The organism is Mycobacterium sp. HM-7 (assembly GCF_053852335.1).
The window spans coordinates 5,679,323-5,694,757 of the sequence record NZ_CM132657.1; the positions used below are offsets into that span (position 1 = coordinate 5,679,323).

Below are 15,435 nucleotides of genomic sequence, written 5' to 3' on the forward strand. Positions count from 1 at the left end.
TAGAAGTTTGTGGCCTGCACCACTCCGTCGTCCGCCGATCAACTTTGTCGGTCGACTTGTACGCTCAGCACAAAGCCGGGCTCTACAGTCGGCACATGGATCCGGCGATCAGCGAGGCCAACACCACGATCATGACGCGCCTCATCGCGCGTCAAGCGGAGGTGGCCCGCTCCGTCGGACACCGTCTGGCCAGCGATATCACGGAGCTCCGCGGTGATCCCGAGATCATCGAGCTGCTCCGGGCGAGTGTCGGCGGGAACGTCGACACCATCTTCCATGCCCTGCGCTACGACATATCTCTGGACAACATCGAAGCGCCGACCGCCGCCCTCGAGTACGCCCGCCGGCTCGCGCAGCGCGGAGTGCCGATGAACGCCCTCACACGCGCTTACCGCATCGGCCACGCGCTGGTGCTCGACGTCGCGAGCGAAGAGATCAACCGCGCCGGCTTCCCGGCGGCGACCAACCTGGCGCTCTTCGAACGGCTGACGTCGGTGACGTTCCGCTATATCGACTGGATCTCGCAGCAGGTCGTGACGGTCTACGAGGACGAACGCGATCGCTGGCTGACCAACCGCAACAGCACACAGGCCCTCCGAGTGCGAGAAGTGCTGTCGGGCAACGACTCCGACCCCGAGGCCGTGACAGCCGCCATCCGGTACCCGATGCGCCGTCAGCATCTGGCCGTAGTCCTGTGGTGGCCCAGCGAAGACCGGCAGTCGGTGGGACGTGCCATCCCACAGGACGATGCGCTGGCCAAGCTCGAGCAGTTCCTGCGCGCAGTCGCCGATCATGTTGGCACACAAGGCAGTCCACTGTTCCTCGCCGCCGACCAGCGGACCGGCTGGGGCTGGCTGCCCTTGTCCGGTGCCGCCGCACCCGGTGCGTCCGAACAGCTGCGGTTGTTCGCGGACTCTCATCCCGGCGCCCCCGCCGTCGCTGTGGGGACACCGCTACCGAGCGTCGACGGCTTCCGTCAGTCACACCGGCAGGCGCTTCGCGCACACAGCGTCGCCGTGACCGCCAACCTGAACGGCGTCACCGCGGCCGACGCCCCCGGCTTCGCCGCTGCCGCGCTGATGGGCGAGAACCAGGACAACGCCCGGGAGTTCGTCCACACGGTTCTCGGGCCACTGGCCGGGGCCGGCGCCAGTGACGCCCGCCTGCGGGAGACCTTGCGGGTCTTCCTGCGACACGGTGGTAGCTACACCGCCGCCGCCGACGAGTTGGTGGTGCATTTCAACACCGTCAAGTACCGCGTCGGGCGGGCGCTGGAGCGCCGCGGCCGGCCCCTAGGCGACGACCGCATGGACGTCGAGATGGCCCTGCTGCTGTGCCATTGGTACGAAGCCGCGGTCCTGATCGACGAATAGCGGGACGGTTGACAGCGAATGCCGAATCCGCGATATGTCCAGCATATTCACAGCTGACGTGGCCGAATCGAGACGGTTAGCAAATGCTGACGTGTTAACCAGCTGGTTCACTGCTGTAACGGATGCGCCGCGGCCGGCGATATCAGGCTAGTTGGTCGGTTGAACCGAATGCGACCTAGTAGCGTCCACCGGCCACACGCAAGAGAACACGATTGGAGTTTCACTAATGCGCAACTCAGGACGTTTCGTCGGATACGTAGCGGCTTCGGCCTTCGCACTCATGCCGCTCGCCGTCGCCGCCCCGGCGTGGGCCGACGACGAGGTTTCCGGTGAGACCGGCGCCGCAGTCGCTACCCCGGTCGGCAATGGCAACGCCGCTGGCGGCGCCGACTTCGGCGTGGAGAACCCTTTCTGGCACCCCTTCGACGCTTCCAGTAACGCAGGCGGCGGCGCGGGCGTGAACACCCCGGTCGGCGGCGGCGAGTTCAACACCGCCACTGGCACCGACGCCGGCTTCGGTGGCGCGGGCTTCGACACCAACACCGGCGCGGCGATCAACACCCCGATCGGCGGCAGCAGCTTCAACACCGGCGCGGCCACCGACTTCAACGTGCCCAACCCCGCTGATTTCATGCCGAACTTCGGCGGCGGCGCCAACGTCGGCGGCGGCGCGGACGTGAACACCCCGTTCGGTGGCAGCGGCTTCAACGCCGGCGCCGCCAACGAATTCGCGATGCCCACCCCGGCCGACTTCATCCCCACCGTCGGCGGCGGCGCGAGCGGCGGCGCGGCCGTCAACACCCCGGTCGGCGGCAGCGGCTTCAACACCGGTGGCTCGAGCGAGATCGGCCCCGACGGCGCCAGCACCAGCACCAACTCCGGTGCCGGCGTTGCGACCCCGGTCGGCGGCTCCAACTTCAACAGCGGAACGGCCTTCAACTTCGGCCGCTAGTCCGTGATCACCAAGGCCAGGCACCCGATGGGTGCCTGGCCTTTGTGTATCAGCGGGCGGGCTCCTGCTGGGTGGTGCAGTGGATGCCGCCCCCGCCGGCGGCGATGGCGTCGATGTTGATCTGCACAACCTTGCGGCCGGCGAAGATCCGCTCGAGGGTGGCCTTGGCCGCGGAGTCGGCGCCGGGATCTCCGAATTCTGGTCCGATCACCGCTCCGTTGCACACGTAGAAGTTGATGTAGCCCGCCGCGAAGTCGTCGTTCTCGAACTTCTCTCGCAGCGTCGACGGCCCCTCGATCACCTCGACTTGTAGCGGTCGATCGTGGGCGTCGGTCGAGGCATGCAGGACGTCCAGGTGACGCCGGGTGACGTCGTAATCGAACGACTTCGGGTCGGTGTCGAGGCCGGCGACGACGACGCCGGGGCCGGCGAAACGGGCATAGAAATCGGTGTGTCCGTCAGTGATGTCATGACCCGCGATGCCGGGCAGCCAGAGCACCTTCCGCACCCCGAGCAGGCGGCCCAATTCGGTTTCGACATCCGCCTTGCTCTTACCGCGGTTGCGGTTGTCGTTGAGCACGCAGCTTTCGGTGATGATGGCCGTGCCCTGGCCGTCGACCTCGATTCCACCGCCCTCGAGAACCAGCTCGGTGTGTACGACGTCCACTCCGGCGCGGGCGGCCACGAACTCCGCGACCTTGCCGTCACGACGGTGTTCCTGTTTGCTACCCCAGCCGTTGAAGTTGAAGTCCACCCCGCCCCAGCCACCGGCATTCTTGACGAACACCGGCCCGGTGTCGCGGATCCACAGATCGTCGATCGGCGCTTCGACCAGTTCGACGTTTGCCGTCCCGATGAGACCGCGCGCCTGGTCCATCTCTTCTGCGCGCACCAACATCGACACCGGCTCGTACTGCGCGATCGTCGTGGCGATGGTCGCCAGATCGCGGCGTACCTGCGGCAACAGCCGTCGCCCCCAGATCCGTTCGCTGGCACCGAACGCCATCCACGTCCGCTTGTGCGGGTCGCCTTCGTCGGGCATGACCCATGGGCCTGTCGCGTCTTTGGTCCGCGAGGAATCCGACGCCGGCTCGCCCTCCTCGCAGCCCGCGAGCACCGCAGCGCCCACCATCGCCATCCCCGCCTGCAGAAGTCGCCGCCGCATCATGGGCTCAACGCTATCGCGAAAATCGAAAAAAGCCCCTCACCTGCGATGACAGGTGAGGGGCTCCATGGCGGTGGCGGAGGGATTTGAACCCTCGGTGGGGGGTTACCCCACACACGCTTTCGAGGCGTGCTCCTTAGGCCGCTCGGACACGCCACCGTGTGGCAGCTTACCGAACCCAGGCCCTAGTCCCTAATCGCTGGTCGCGCGACGCCGAAACCACGACGGGCCCAACCCAGGAAGTCCACAGCTTCACGCAATGGACGCTCGAAGCCGCTTTGCCTGAAGCCAGGTACCTTCTCCTGCCGCCACGCGTCCCTCGGCTCAGTCACAACAGGTTGACGCCACTTTGACTGAGCTCACGTACTTTTCGGCCGCAGCTCTGCCGGTGCGACAGCGAGGAGTCCTGGAAATCAGCGCTGGCGGGCGAAGAACTCCTCCATCAACGCCGCACACTCGGCTTCGAGCACCCCGCCGCGGACCTCGGGCCGGTGGGTCAGACGCCGGTCCCGGACGACGTCCCACAGCGAGCCCACGGCACCCGTCTTGGGTTCCCAGGCCCCGAACACCACGCGCGCCACCCGGGACATCACGAGCGCGCCGGCGCACATGGTGCACGGCTCGACCGTCACGGCCAGCGTCGCGCCTTCCAGCCGCCAGCCGTCGCCATGCACGGCCGCGGCGGCGCGCAGCGCCAGGATTTCCGCGTGTGCGGTCGGATCACCCATGGATTCGCGGGCGTTGGCGGCCCGGGCCAGTTCGACCCCGTCAGCCGAGAAGACGACCGCGCCGATCGGCACGTCGTCGGCCCCTGCGAGTTCAGCGGCCTCCAGCGCCAGCCGGATCAGCCGTTCGTCGGCGGAGCCGACAATCGGGCCATCGTCGGCTGCGCTCACCGCCCCAGCTTGTCCAATACCGCCACGAGTTCGTCGTTGAAGCCCATCTCCTGGGCGATGCGGCTGAGTTGTTCGTCGGCGTACTCGTCGTCGGCGAGGATCACGCCGAGCACCGCCTCGGGCAGCCCCAGGTCGGCCAGCAGTCCGAGGTCGCCCTCCTCGAATGGGTCGTCCTCTTCGAGCTCTTCCAGGCTCAGGTCGGCGTCGAGCTTCTCCAGCACGTCGGCCGCGATGTCATAGTCCAGCGCCGCGGTCGCGTCCGACAGCAGCAGCCGGGCGCCCGACGGGGCCGGGCGCACAATCACGAAGAACTCGTCGTCGACATTCAGGAGTCCGAAAACCGCGCCGGCAGAACGGAGTTCACGAAGTTCGGTCTCGGCAGCGGTCAGGTCCACCAGCGCCGCCCGCTTCAGCGGGACGAGGCGCCATGCGCCGTCCTCCCGGACGACCGCGACCCCGAAACCGTCGGGGAGATCGGCAACCTGCTGTTGTGCCTGTGCGCGCTGTACTCCCATGCGGACAACGCTAGTCCGCACTCTGCCACTTGACCAGCGGTCCCATATGTACCCGGCCCCGGCTGTATGCAAACCTTGGAGCGTGACAACTCCGGTGTGTGTGCTCGGTATGGGACTCATCGGCGGTTCGGTGATGCGGGCCGGGCAGGCCGCGGGCCGGGAGGTCTTCGGCTACAACCGCTCGATCGAGGCGGTCCGGTCTGCGACGGCCGACGGCTTCGACGTGGCCGAAGACATCAACGCCACGCTGAAGCGCGCCGCGTCGAGTGAGGCGCTCATCGTCCTGGCCGTGCCGGTTCCCGCACTGCCGATCATGCTCGAGCACATCCGCGACACCGCCCCGGATTGCCCATTGACCGATGTGGTGAGCGTCAAAGGCAATGTGCTGCAACAAGTTCAGGAGTACGGGCTGCTCGACCGATTTGTCGGCGGACATCCCATGGCCGGCACCGCGCATTCCGGCTGGGCGGCCGGCACTCCCGATCTGTTCGTCGGTGCTCCGTGGGTGGTGAGCGTGGATGACCACGTCGACCCGCAGGTGTGGGCCCAGGTGATGCACCTGGCGCTGGACTGCCGCGCGGTGATCGTGCCGGCCCGCTCCGATGAACACGACGCGGCGGCTGCCGCGATCTCGCATCTGCCGCATCTGCTGGCCGAGGCGCTGGCCGCGACGGCAGGCGAGGTTCCGCTGGCATTCGCCCTGGCCGCAGGCTCGTTCCGGGATGGCACGCGGGTGGCTGCGACCGCGCCCGACCTCGTCCGGGCCATGTGTGAGGCCAACGCCGCCGAGCTGACGGTCATGCTGGACCGGGCCATGGAGCTGCTGAGCCAGGCTCGTTCGTCGCTGGTCGAGGCGCAATCGGTGGCCGAGCTGGTGGAAACCGGCCATGCCGCCCGGGTCCGCTACGCCAACTTCCGCAGGCCGCAGATCATCACGACGACCATCGGGGCCGAGGGCTGGCGCGCGGAACTGGCCGCGCAGGGCCGGGCCGGTGGCGTGATCAGATCCGCTCTGCCAGTCCGGGGTAGTCGAGGATGAAGCCGTCGTCGTCGACGGTGATCGACGTGTCGGCCACCGGCGATTCCAGCTTGATCGGCTGGCCCGGTCCGGCGCTCGCGTAGCTGATCGTCACCGGCTCGACCGTCAGGTCCGGAACCCGGACGTAGACGACGGGCAGCGACACCGACGCCGCGCGGTTGTGTAGCCCGGTACGCCGGATGGGCAGCGCGTTGAAGAACGGGCTGAAGACGACGTCGACGTCCAGGGCACCGTTGTAGGCGGCCCGGCGGGCCTGGTTCTGGTGGTCCTGCACCAGCCACATGTTCTCTTCGTCGCGGGCGATGGACAGCTGCCGCTCGCGCTGCGCCAGGGTGACGGTCAGCGACAGTCGTTTGGTCGCGCCGCTTTCGTCGGTGACCAGGTCGTAGGACGCGCTGAACGCCGGATGGATGTCGGTGGCCGCGGCCACGATCCGGCCGTAGGCCTTGATTCGGTTGCCGGACAACTGGACCCGAACCGACTCCATGCGCGACACGTCCTGCGCGCGCCAGGTCAGAATCGCCGGCCAGGTGGGTTCGGCAGCGTTGGGGCTGGCATCGGACTGGGCTGCGCTCACCCGTCTACCGTAGGCGACGGAGGCCCGCCTTCGCAGTCACGACGGCAACTCCGGACGGACCGGGCCGCGATGCCCGCACCGCCAGCGCGAGGGCAGCGTCCAGAGCCAGCGCAAGGACGGCAACCAACAAGGCGCCGACCAGCGCCAGGTAGAACTGGCGCACCTTGATGCCGTCGATCAGGAACCGGCCCAGCCCGCCCAGGCTGGCGTACGCGGCGACGGTCGCGGTGGCCACCACCTGAAGCGTCGCGGTCCGCAGCCCGCCGATGATCAGGGGCATGGCGTTGGGCACCTCGGTGCGCAGCAGCACCTGGCGCTCGGTCATGCCCATGGCGCGCGCGGCGTCGACCACCACCGGATCGACGTTGGCGATCCCGGCGTACGTCCCGGCCAGGAGCGGCGGAATGCCCAACAGCATCAGGGCGACGGTCGGTGGCAGCAGGCCGAGGCCCCACAGCAGCACGCCGAGTAGCAGGACACCGAGGGTGGGCAGTGCGCGCAGGGCGTTGACGCCGCCGACCACCAGGGCCGTGCCCCGACCGGTGTGGCCGACGTACATGCCCACGGGAATGGCGACGAGCGCACTGCACAACACCGCGATGCCGGTGTACTCCAGGTGTTCCAGCATCCGTATGCCGAGGCCGGCCGGGCCGGTCCAGTGGGCCGCGGTGAAGATGTAGGCGAGAGCCTGATGCAGGAAGTTCATGCCGGCGCCTTTGCCCGGGTCCACGGGGTGGCCAGGCGGCCGGCGGTGAGGATGACCAGGTCGACGACCACCGCCAGCACGAAGATGGCGATGATGCCGGCGATGATCTGGTCGCTCTTGTCGGACTGATAGCCCTCGGTGAACCAGGTGCCCAGCCCGCCGATGCCGATCACCGAGCCCACCGACACCATCGAGATGTTGGTGACGGCGACCACGCGCATCCCGGCCGTGAGGACCGGAATCGACAGTGGTAGTTCGACTTTCAGAAAGCGTGTGCGTGGCCGATAACCCATGGCGGTTGCCGCCTCGCGGGTGTCCGCAGGGACGGCGTCCAGCGCCTCCGGCACCGTTCGCATCAGCAGTGCCACGGTGTACATCGTCAGGGCGACCAGGACGTTGGCCTCATCGAGGATTCGCGTCGGGATGATCAGGGGCAGCACCACGAACAGTGCCAGGGACGGGATCGTGAAGATGATGCTGGCGGTGATGGTGCTGACCCGGCGCAGCCGCGGCCGCTGCCGGACGTAGGCCCCCAGTGGCACGGCGATCAGCACCCCGATCAGCAACGGCAGCAGGGCCAGCCGCAGGTGAATCTGCGTGAGCACCCAGGCGGTCTCGAGGTGGGTCAGTAGGTATCGCATTGGTTGCCCTTGCGGCTCTTGATGATCGCCAGCACATCGTCGAGACCCACACCACCGATGACACGCCCCTGCTCGTCGACCGCCACGCCAAGACCAGACGGGGATGACAGCGCCGAATCCAGCGCCAGCCGCAGGGTCCCGTCCGGCCGGAACAGCGACCCGCCCGCGATAGTGCTGTCGTACAAAGACTTTCCGGCGCGGTGCAGGCCCACCCCGTGGGCGTTGATCCAGGCGTAGGGCGTGCCGTTGGCGTTGACCACCAGCGCCCATTGGCCGTCGCCGAGGTCGAGTGCGTCGACCGCCGGTTCTGCGACGGTGCGGATGTCGCGGAGTTGAAGTCCGCTGGCGTCACGGAATTGCAGGCCGCGGTAGCCGCGGTCGGCACCGACGAAGCCCGCGACGAATTCGTTGGCCGGGTTGGACAGCAGGCGCTGCGGCGGGTCGTACTGCTGCAGGGTGCCGCCGCGTCCGAACACCGCAACCCGGTCCCCCAGTTTGACGGCCTCATCGATGTCGTGTGTGACGAACACGATGGTCTTGCGTAGATCGCTTTGCAGCCGCAGGATTTCGGCCTGCAGGTCTTCGCGGACGACCGGATCCACCGCGCTGAACGGTTCGTCCATCAGCAGGATGGGTGGATCGGCGGCCAGCGCCCGGGCCACGCCGACCCGCTGCTGCTGTCCGCCCGACAGCTGGGCCGGATAGCGGTCGGCAAGCTTGACGTCGAGCCCGACGCGCTCCAACACACCCAGCGCCTTTTTCCTGGCGCTGCGGCGTGATTCGCCTTTCAGCACCGGCACGGTGGCGACGTTGTCCACCACTTTCAGGTGTGGCATGAGCCCGGCGCTCTGCAGGACGTACCCGATACCGAGGCGCAGCCGCACTGGGTCGACGGTGGCGACGTTGGCACCGTCGACGGTCAATGTGCCCGAGGTCGGGTCGATCATCCGGTTGATCATCCGCATGGAGGTGGTCTTGCCGCACCCGGACGGTCCAACGAACACCGACAGTGTCCCCTCGGCGATCTCGAGGCTCAGTTCATCGACAGCGACCGTGCTGCCGTAGCTCTTGGTGACCTTGTCGAACTTGATCATCGGCTCACCGGCTTGTCGAATCCGTTGTCCTGCACCCATTTTTTCGCGGCCTGGTCGGCGTCGATGCCACCGTTGCCGGACACCGCCGTGTTCATGTCGATCAGCGCCTTCGTGGTGAGTTTCGCGCTGACGGAGTCGAGCACCGTCTTGAGCAGATCGGACTTCTTCTGCGATGCGACGAGCGGCACCACGTTGGCGGCCAGGAAGTTGTGTTTCGGGTCGTCGAGCACCACCAGGTTGTTCTGGACGATGGCCGGTGAAGTGCTGAAAATATCTGCCGCGGTGACGGTTCCGTCGACGAGAGCCCGGACGGTGGCCGGTCCCCCGCCGTCGCTGATGGCGATGAAGTTGGCCGGCGCGATGTCGAGGCCGTACTTGGCTTTCAGCCCCGGCAGCCCCTCGGTCCGCTGCAGAAACTCCGACGGCGCACCGAATTTCACCTGGGCCGAATGCTGGGCCAGATCACCGATGGTCTTCAGATTCCACTTCTTGGCGGTCTCCGCCGAGACCGCCACGGTGTCGGTGTCGGCGGCCGGTGAGGGGGTCAGGATCGACAGATCGCCGGGAAGCACTCGAGCGAGTGCCAATTCGACGTCGTCGGCGGCCGCGGCGGTGGTCTTCGGGTCGAAGTACTGCAGCAGATTGCCGGTGTATTCCGGGATCAGGTCGATCGAATGATCCTTCACGGCAGGGACGTAGGTCTCGCGACTACCGATGCCGAACTGCTTGGCCACGGTAAAGCCGTTGGCCGACAACGCCTGCGCATAGATCTCGGCGATGATCTTCGACTCGGGGAAATCGGCGGATCCCACCACGATCGACTTGAGATCACCCGAGATGCCGCCCCCGCCGAGGGGATTGGCGCTGCCGCAGCCGGTCAGCAGGGCAGCGAGCAGCAGGGCCAGAGCGGTGAGAATTCGGCGGGGTGCGGCAGCGCGCCCCCCGGCTCCCCGAAAGTCCATCCGAACGTCCTTTCGGCGTCGTGCACTCAGCCCGACCCTAGCGTCATTCGAAAATTGGTGTCGTAGTTCCCGGCATCCGGCGCCCAGAACCGTCAAGATGGTGCGTATGAGTAGCGATCACGCGACTTCCCCAGACCCGTCGGGGTCAGCGCCCAAGCCGGCAGCTGTGCCCGCCGAACCTCCGGCGCCCAAGTCGCCGAAGCCGACGTCCAAGAAGCCCGAAACAGAGGCGCCCCCAGCCGGAACGCCAAAGTCTGCGGTGAAGTTCACACGTACCGCAGCGCTGTGGTCGGCGCTGATCCTCGGCTTCCTCATCCTCATCCTGCTGCTGGTGTTCATCCTGCAGAACGGCGACGACGTCACGCTGCGGCTGTTCAGCTGGCAGCTGACCATCCAGAAGGGTGTGGCGATCCTGCTCTCGGCTGTCGCAGGCGGTCTGCTGACTTTCGCGGTGGCAAGCATCCGGATTCTGCAGCTCCGCCTCGCCGCGCGAAAGAACCTCAAAGCCGGCCTCTAGTCTTCAACCTCCCGCGAGCCGGCCTGGGGGTACCTCCCGCGAGCGGCCGTGTTTGTACGCCGACACGCCGTGGCAGTCGTGCATTTCGCGCACGCTCGTCGCTGCCGAGCGGCCGTGTTTGTACGCCAACACGCCGGTTCAGCCGTGCAATCAGCGCACACTCGTCGCTGCCGAGCGGCCCCAAACTGCACGCGAATTGCCGTGTGTCGCCGTACAAACACGGCCGCTCGCGCTAATTGAGGGCGGCGAGGCCGGCGGCGATGAGCGGCGCGACGGCTTCACCGACGGGGTCGTCGTGGCCGGCTTGGCCGGCTTGGCCGGCGGCCATGCGGGCGCGGAAGTCGATGCCGGCCGCGATGATGGCCAGCTTGAAGTACGCCAGCGCCAGGTAAAACTCCCAATGATCCAAAGGTTGTCCCGCGGCCACGGCGTACTTCTGGGCCAGGGCATCCATCGAGGGAATCTTGTCGGACGACCAGGCCGCGTCGGAATGCACCATGGAGAACATCGGGTGCCGGTAGACGCACATCAGCGCGGCGTCGGACAGCGGGTCACCGAGGGTCGACATCTCCCAGTCCAGCACCGCGCGAACCTTGGTGGCGTCGACGGCGTCGAGCATCGTGTTGTCGATGCGGTAGTCGCCGTGCACGATGGCGCTGCGGCTCTGCGGCGGGAGCTTTTCCGACAGCAGGCCGTGCAGCCGGCGCACGTCGGTGTCGCGCGGATCGTCGTTCAGCCGCACCAGATCCCACTGCGAACCCCAGCGCCGCACCTGCCGTTCGAGGTACCCGTTGGCTTTGCCGAAATCGCCGAGGCCGACGGCTTCCGGGTCCAGGGCATGCAGGTCGGCCAGCACCTTGATGAGCGAGTCGACACAGGCGTCGATGGTCTGCTGGTCTCCCAACGCATCGAGTTCTGCCGAATACCGCACCACGCGGCCGGGTACGAAATCGACCATCTGGAACGGCGCGCCCAGCACTGAATCATCGTTGCTCATCGTCACCGCGTGAGCGACCGGCACCGACGTACCTTCAAGCGCCGCAACAACTTTGTACTCGCGAGCCATGTCGTGCGCCGACGGCGTCAGGCCGTGCAGCGGTGGCCGGCGCAGCACCCACTTGGCGACGTCGTCGAATACCAAGAACGTCAGATTCGACCGGCCACCGGCGATCAGTTCGGCGCGCAGCTCACCGGTGCGGGCCACCCCGATCCCACGGAGGTGGGCGTCAAGGGCGGTGAGGTCAAGGCCTTCGAGACTGGTCACCCAGACTGTCTACCACCGCTGGTTTCGCGGCAGCAGATCCCATACGTGTTCGATGCTGTTGACGCCGGCGACCGCCAGTCGACCGCTGCGTGAGGCCAGCAGGCGGGTGATGCCGGTGTAGTCGACCTGGAAGGACAGGATGCGCTCGGTCGGCACGATGTCGTGCAACAGGCCGTTGATGACGCCGCCGTGGCTGAAGATCACGACGGTGTCGTCGGCTTCGGCTTCGCTCGCGATGTCCATGGCGGCCTCGGTGATGCGGGCCAGGAACGCCTCTTCGTCGACGCTGCTCGGCAGGTGGCCGGTCATGAGCCGGGCCATCTCCTCGGGATGCTCGGCCGCGATCTGCTCGATCGGGATGTACTGCTCCATGTCACGGTCGTACTCGGCGAGCCGGTCGTCGATCTCGATCGGCAGCCCGAGCGCGTCCGCCACCGGCTGGCCGGTCTGGATGGCGCGCTTCTGCGGGCTGCTGAGCAGCCGGGTGATCGGGAACCGCTTGAGCGCGTCCGGCAGGCGCATGGCCTGCGCGATGCCTTCCTCGGACAGGTCGGGGTCGGCGCCCTCGCCGGGCTCGTTGCGCAGCGGCAGGGCATGACGGATCAGAAGCAGTTGCATGTGCGGTTCCTCCACAGCGGTTGTGCGCTGACGGGCCATACTATGCAGCTAAGTTGTCAAGACAAGACACCGAGAGGCGGTAGCGGAATGCCCAGCGCCCGATCGCGCCACGAGCACGTCGCCGCGGTTCTCCGCCAACGGATCACCCGGCAGGAGTATCAGATCGGTGATTCGCTGCCCGCGGAGAGCGTGCTGTGCGCAGAGTTCGACGTATCCCGGGGCCCGGTCCGCCAGGCCCTGGCGACGCTGAAGAACGAAGGGCTGATCCGGGTTTCGCGGGGCAAGCCCGCCACCGTCCGCAGCCATGACGTCCGCCAGACACTCGATACGTTCACCCCGTTCACCCAATGGGCCCAACGCAACGGCCGTACCGCCGGCAGTCGCACGCTGGAGGTTTCTCGACGTCGGGCCAGTGAGACCGCAGCCGGCGCACTGAGCCTGACCCCCGACGATTTCGTGGTGGAGGTGCTGCGTGTGCGCCTGCTCGACGGCGAGCCGGCGATGATCGAGCGCAGCACCTTCATCGACGCGGTGGGCTCGTTGTTGTTCGAGTTCGACACCGATTCCGGCTCCATCACGGATTATCTGACCGAACGCGGGGTCCGTTTCGAGGCCATGGAACACGTGCTCGACGCCGTGGCCGCGGTGGACGTCGACGCCGAAAACCTCCACATCGATGCGGGCAGCCCGCTGTTGCGCGAACGCCGTACCTCGCGCGACCAGCACGGCGTCGCATTCGAGTACGCCGACGATCGCTACCGGCCGGACGTCGTGGCCTTCAGCATCGTCAACGCCCGCACCATCGACGCCCGCGCCTGACGAGTGGTGCCCCGCAGGCGCGCTGCGGGGCACCACTCGTCGGTGATCAGTCAGCCGCCGGCATCCGGTTCCAGTGCGGGATGAGCAGGAGCATCGCGATGAACGCGGCTCCGGCGAAGCCGTAGAACAACGCCGAGGTGCCCAGGTAGCCCGGCAGCAGGCCGCCGAGGATCGCACCCACCGAGCCGCAACAGTTGATGATGCCCGTGGCCGTACCCGCGTGCTTGGAGGTCCCGAAGTCGACGGCCGCGATGCACGAGATCATGGCGTCGGCGCCGTAGATGGTCAGCCCGATCATGCCGAGGACGGTGACCATGACCCAGACGTTGCCGGTCGCGGTCAGCGGTGCGAACAGCGCGAGCACAGCGACCAGCAGGGCCAGGCTGATCACACAGGCCGGCACCCGTCGAGCCTTGAACACCCGGTCGGAAACCCGGCCCAGCAGAATCGGGGCCGCGACACCGGCGATACCGAACGCCACGGGAACCGTTACGGCGGTGAACTTGTCGCTGTTGCGCAGCTGCTCGGCGACGATCACCGGGCCCCAGAGCAGGATCGCGTAGCGGGCCGGCTTGAGCAGGAAGTACGCTGCGCCAAGGGTTCTCACCATGCGGTCGCCGAGCACCACGGCCAGCGACTCGCGCCATGACGGGGTGGGTTCGGCAACAGCCTCGGCGTCGTCGGAGTGGTCGAGTTCAGCGATCTCCTCGACGGAGTGGTACTCCTCGATGGGCGGCAGGCCGACGTCCTCGGGCCGGTTGCGCTGGAGGACGAAGAACAGCGCGAACACGACGGCGACGATGCCCGCGCCGCTGAAAAACGCTGCGCGCCAACTACCGAACACGTCGTAGGCGAACCAGCCGACCACCGGTGCGGCCACCAGGCCACCGAACGCGTAGCTGGTGCTCCAGAGGCCCAGGATGCGGCCGCGCTCTCCGATGGAGAAGAACTGGGCCATGTTGTTCAACGTGCCGGACCAGCCCGTCGACTGGGCCAGGCCCTGCACGATCATCAACGGCAACAGGAACACCACGGCGGGCAACAGGCCCATGAACATGGTGGCGACGGCCGAGATGGCCAGGCCGCCGAGGACCACCACGCGAGGACCGAACCGGTCCGAGACCTGACCCCAGACGAACTGGCCGACGGCATACGCGGTGAGGTACGCGGCGTCGAGATTAGCCATGACGCTCTTGGTCAGCTGGGTGTGCAGGATGGGGTCTTCGAGGATGCCGAGTTTGGCGACCGAGAACGCCTGGCGGGTGAAATAGAAACCCGCATAGGCGATCCAGGTGATGGCGAAGATTCGGATCCGCCACCGTTCATAGGTCGGGTTGGTGGTACGGGACTTGGCAAGCATGGTCTGCGACATGGCTGTTCACTTCCACGGGGTGCAAGGGTGGGGGCGCGAGAAAGATGAGGGGCCGACGCGAGGCGCGGATCGCGGCAGTGAGATCGTCGGCGCGGCAAGGGTTTTGAGGCGGAGCGAAATGCGGGAACAGTGGGCGGTCGGGTCCGAGGGTGCGGTACCCGACCGCCGGGGAACGTCGTCGGGGTCAGCCCAGGTTCGCCACCAAACCGGGCAGGTCGGCGACGCTGTCCAGGATGTGGGTGGCACCGGCCTCGGAGAACTGGGCGGCGTTGTGCGCACCGGTGAGCACGCCGACGGACGCGCGCGCTCCGGCTCGCAGTCCGGTGATGACGTCCGACGAGGTGTCACCGACGACGAGCATCGACCGCACCGAATCGGTCTCGGTCTGCATGAGCGCCGCGAGCGCCATGTCGGGGTAGGGCCGTCCACGCACACCGGGCCCGGGGCACAGCACCACGTCGGCGATGTCGTGCCAGCCCAGTGCATCGATGATGGCGTTCTGGGTTTCCCGGGCGAAGCCCGTGGTCAGCGCCACCTTGATGCCGCGGGACCGGAAAGATGTAATGATATCTTCCGCGTGTGGGATGGGGCTGCACTGACCGTCGGCGACCAGCTGGGCGTAGCAGCGCTCGAACTCTTTGTTCGCCGCCTGAGCTTGTTCTTCATTGCCGCCACTGAGGTGACGGAACACGACGATCTTCGACTGCCCCATGGTGTCGGAGACGTAGCGGAGCATCACCTCGCGGTCGGCGTCGGTTTTCGACAGTCCCGCATGACTGTCGGCGGCCAGGAAGGACTGCTGCACCAGCCCGCTGTCCTCGACCGTCGTACCGGCCATGTCGAATACCACCAGGCTGATTCCCGATGCTGTTTGGTTGCCCACTTTGGGGTCCTTTCCTATTGGGGTGGTTGGGTTTTGGTTGTT

General features: G+C 67.1%; 16 protein-coding genes, 1 tRNA gene and 1 pseudogene. 5 read left to right on the plus strand and 13 right to left on the minus strand.

Annotation, left to right across the window (positions count from 1 at the left end; translation table 11 throughout):
* The first annotated feature begins 95 nt into the window (after positions 1 to 95).
* Together ACWW1C_RS27280 and ACWW1C_RS27285 are read left to right on the plus strand one after the other, a co-directional pair.
* Positions 96 to 1,373: a PucR family transcriptional regulator gene (locus ACWW1C_RS27280; protein WP_455981164.1), complete on the plus strand. Its 1,278-nt coding sequence runs from the start codon at positions 96 to 98 to the stop codon at positions 1,371 to 1,373.
* 226 nt (positions 1,374 to 1,599) lie between these two features.
* A complete protein-coding gene (locus ACWW1C_RS27285) occupies positions 1,600 to 2,325 on the plus strand; it encodes a hypothetical protein (RefSeq protein ID WP_455981165.1) in 726 nt (241 codons plus the stop codon).
* A gap of 49 nt (positions 2,326 to 2,374) precedes the next feature.
* Here ACWW1C_RS27285 and ACWW1C_RS27290 read toward each other — a convergent pair whose 3' ends face one another.
* From ACWW1C_RS27290 to ACWW1C_RS27305, 4 genes are all read right to left on the minus strand, one after another.
* Entirely contained in the window at positions 2,375 to 3,493 is a 1,119-nt protein-coding gene (locus ACWW1C_RS27290; RefSeq protein WP_455981166.1) for an agmatine deiminase family protein, read from the minus strand.
* Between the two features lie 65 nt (positions 3,494 to 3,558).
* Positions 3,559 to 3,649, minus strand: a tRNA-Ser gene (locus ACWW1C_RS27295).
* Positions 3,650 to 3,903: 254 nt separating this feature from the next.
* On the minus strand, positions 3,904 to 4,362 hold the full coding sequence (locus ACWW1C_RS27300; RefSeq protein WP_455984457.1) for a nucleoside deaminase: 459 nt from the start codon (positions 4,360 to 4,362) through the stop codon (positions 3,904 to 3,906).
* A gap of 20 nt (positions 4,363 to 4,382) precedes the next feature.
* On the minus strand, positions 4,383 to 4,901 hold the full coding sequence (locus tag ACWW1C_RS27305; protein ID WP_455981168.1) for a tRNA adenosine deaminase-associated protein: 519 nt from the start codon (positions 4,899 to 4,901) through the stop codon (positions 4,383 to 4,385).
* Positions 4,902 to 4,995: 94 nt separating this feature from the next.
* Here ACWW1C_RS27305 and ACWW1C_RS27310 point away from each other — a divergent pair, with 94 nt between their 5' ends.
* Positions 4,996 to 5,940, plus strand: a complete 945-nt coding sequence (locus tag ACWW1C_RS27310; RefSeq protein WP_455984458.1) for a prephenate dehydrogenase — start codon at positions 4,996 to 4,998, stop codon at positions 5,938 to 5,940.
* Here ACWW1C_RS27310 and ACWW1C_RS27315 read toward each other — a convergent pair.
* The 5 genes and pseudogenes from ACWW1C_RS27315 to ACWW1C_RS27335 form a co-directional block, all read right to left on the minus strand.
* The gene (locus ACWW1C_RS27315) at positions 5,903 to 6,517 is read right to left on the minus strand and encodes a putative glycolipid-binding domain-containing protein (protein WP_455981169.1); all 615 of its coding nucleotides are present in this window, start codon (positions 6,515 to 6,517) and stop codon (positions 5,903 to 5,905) included. The genes ACWW1C_RS27310 and ACWW1C_RS27315 overlap by 38 nt on opposite strands.
* 58 nt (positions 6,518 to 6,575) lie before the next feature.
* Positions 6,576 to 7,223 (minus strand): annotated as a pseudogene (locus ACWW1C_RS27320) (ABC transporter permease); the annotation flags it as partial.
* On the minus strand, positions 7,220 to 7,864 hold the full coding sequence (locus ACWW1C_RS27325; protein ID WP_455981170.1) for an ABC transporter permease: 645 nt from the start codon (positions 7,862 to 7,864) through the stop codon (positions 7,220 to 7,222). The gene ACWW1C_RS27325 and the pseudogene ACWW1C_RS27320, both read right to left, overlap by 4 nt.
* Positions 7,849 to 8,958 carry an ABC transporter ATP-binding protein gene (locus ACWW1C_RS27330; RefSeq protein WP_455981171.1) on the minus strand — a complete coding sequence of 370 codons (1,110 nt, stop codon included), beginning with the start codon at positions 8,956 to 8,958 and terminating at the stop codon, positions 7,849 to 7,851. The genes ACWW1C_RS27325 and ACWW1C_RS27330 overlap by 16 nt, the downstream gene beginning before the upstream one ends.
* A complete protein-coding gene (locus tag ACWW1C_RS27335; RefSeq protein WP_455981172.1) occupies positions 8,955 to 9,920 on the minus strand; it encodes an ABC transporter substrate-binding protein in 966 nt (321 codons plus the stop codon). The genes ACWW1C_RS27330 and ACWW1C_RS27335 overlap by 4 nt, the downstream gene beginning before the upstream one ends.
* A 106-nt stretch (positions 9,921 to 10,026) precedes the next feature.
* On the opposite strand from ACWW1C_RS27335, the gene ACWW1C_RS27340 reads away from it, so the two are divergent.
* Positions 10,027 to 10,437: a lipopolysaccharide assembly protein LapA domain-containing protein gene (locus ACWW1C_RS27340; protein WP_455981173.1), complete on the plus strand. Its 411-nt coding sequence runs from the start codon at positions 10,027 to 10,029 to the stop codon at positions 10,435 to 10,437.
* Positions 10,438 to 10,669: 232 nt separating this feature from the next.
* Here the strand turns inward: ACWW1C_RS27340 and ACWW1C_RS27345 are convergent, their stop codons facing one another.
* Positions 10,670 to 11,701, minus strand: coding sequence for a phosphotransferase family protein (locus ACWW1C_RS27345; RefSeq protein WP_455981174.1), 1,032 nt, complete (start codon positions 11,699 to 11,701; stop codon positions 10,670 to 10,672).
* Positions 11,702 to 11,710: 9 nt separating this feature from the next.
* Positions 11,711 to 12,319, minus strand: a complete 609-nt coding sequence (locus ACWW1C_RS27350; protein ID WP_455981175.1) for a histidine phosphatase family protein — start codon at positions 12,317 to 12,319, stop codon at positions 11,711 to 11,713.
* Positions 12,320 to 12,406: 87 nt separating this feature from the next.
* On the opposite strand from ACWW1C_RS27350, the gene ACWW1C_RS27355 reads away from it, so the two are divergent.
* Positions 12,407 to 13,138, plus strand: a complete 732-nt coding sequence (locus tag ACWW1C_RS27355) for a GntR family transcriptional regulator (protein ID WP_455981176.1) — start codon at positions 12,407 to 12,409, stop codon at positions 13,136 to 13,138.
* Between the two features lie 46 nt (positions 13,139 to 13,184).
* Here the strand turns inward: ACWW1C_RS27355 and ACWW1C_RS27360 are convergent, their stop codons facing one another.
* Together ACWW1C_RS27360 and ACWW1C_RS27365 are read right to left on the minus strand one after the other, a co-directional pair.
* Positions 13,185 to 14,510 carry an MFS transporter gene (locus tag ACWW1C_RS27360; RefSeq protein ID WP_455981177.1) on the minus strand — a complete coding sequence of 442 codons (1,326 nt, stop codon included), beginning with the start codon at positions 14,508 to 14,510 and terminating at the stop codon, positions 13,185 to 13,187.
* A gap of 184 nt (positions 14,511 to 14,694) precedes the next feature.
* Positions 14,695 to 15,348 (minus strand): phosphonatase-like hydrolase, encoded by a 654-nt coding sequence (locus ACWW1C_RS27365; RefSeq protein WP_455984459.1) that lies wholly within the window; start codon positions 15,346 to 15,348, stop codon positions 14,695 to 14,697.
* Positions 15,349 to 15,435 lie beyond the last annotated feature (87 nt).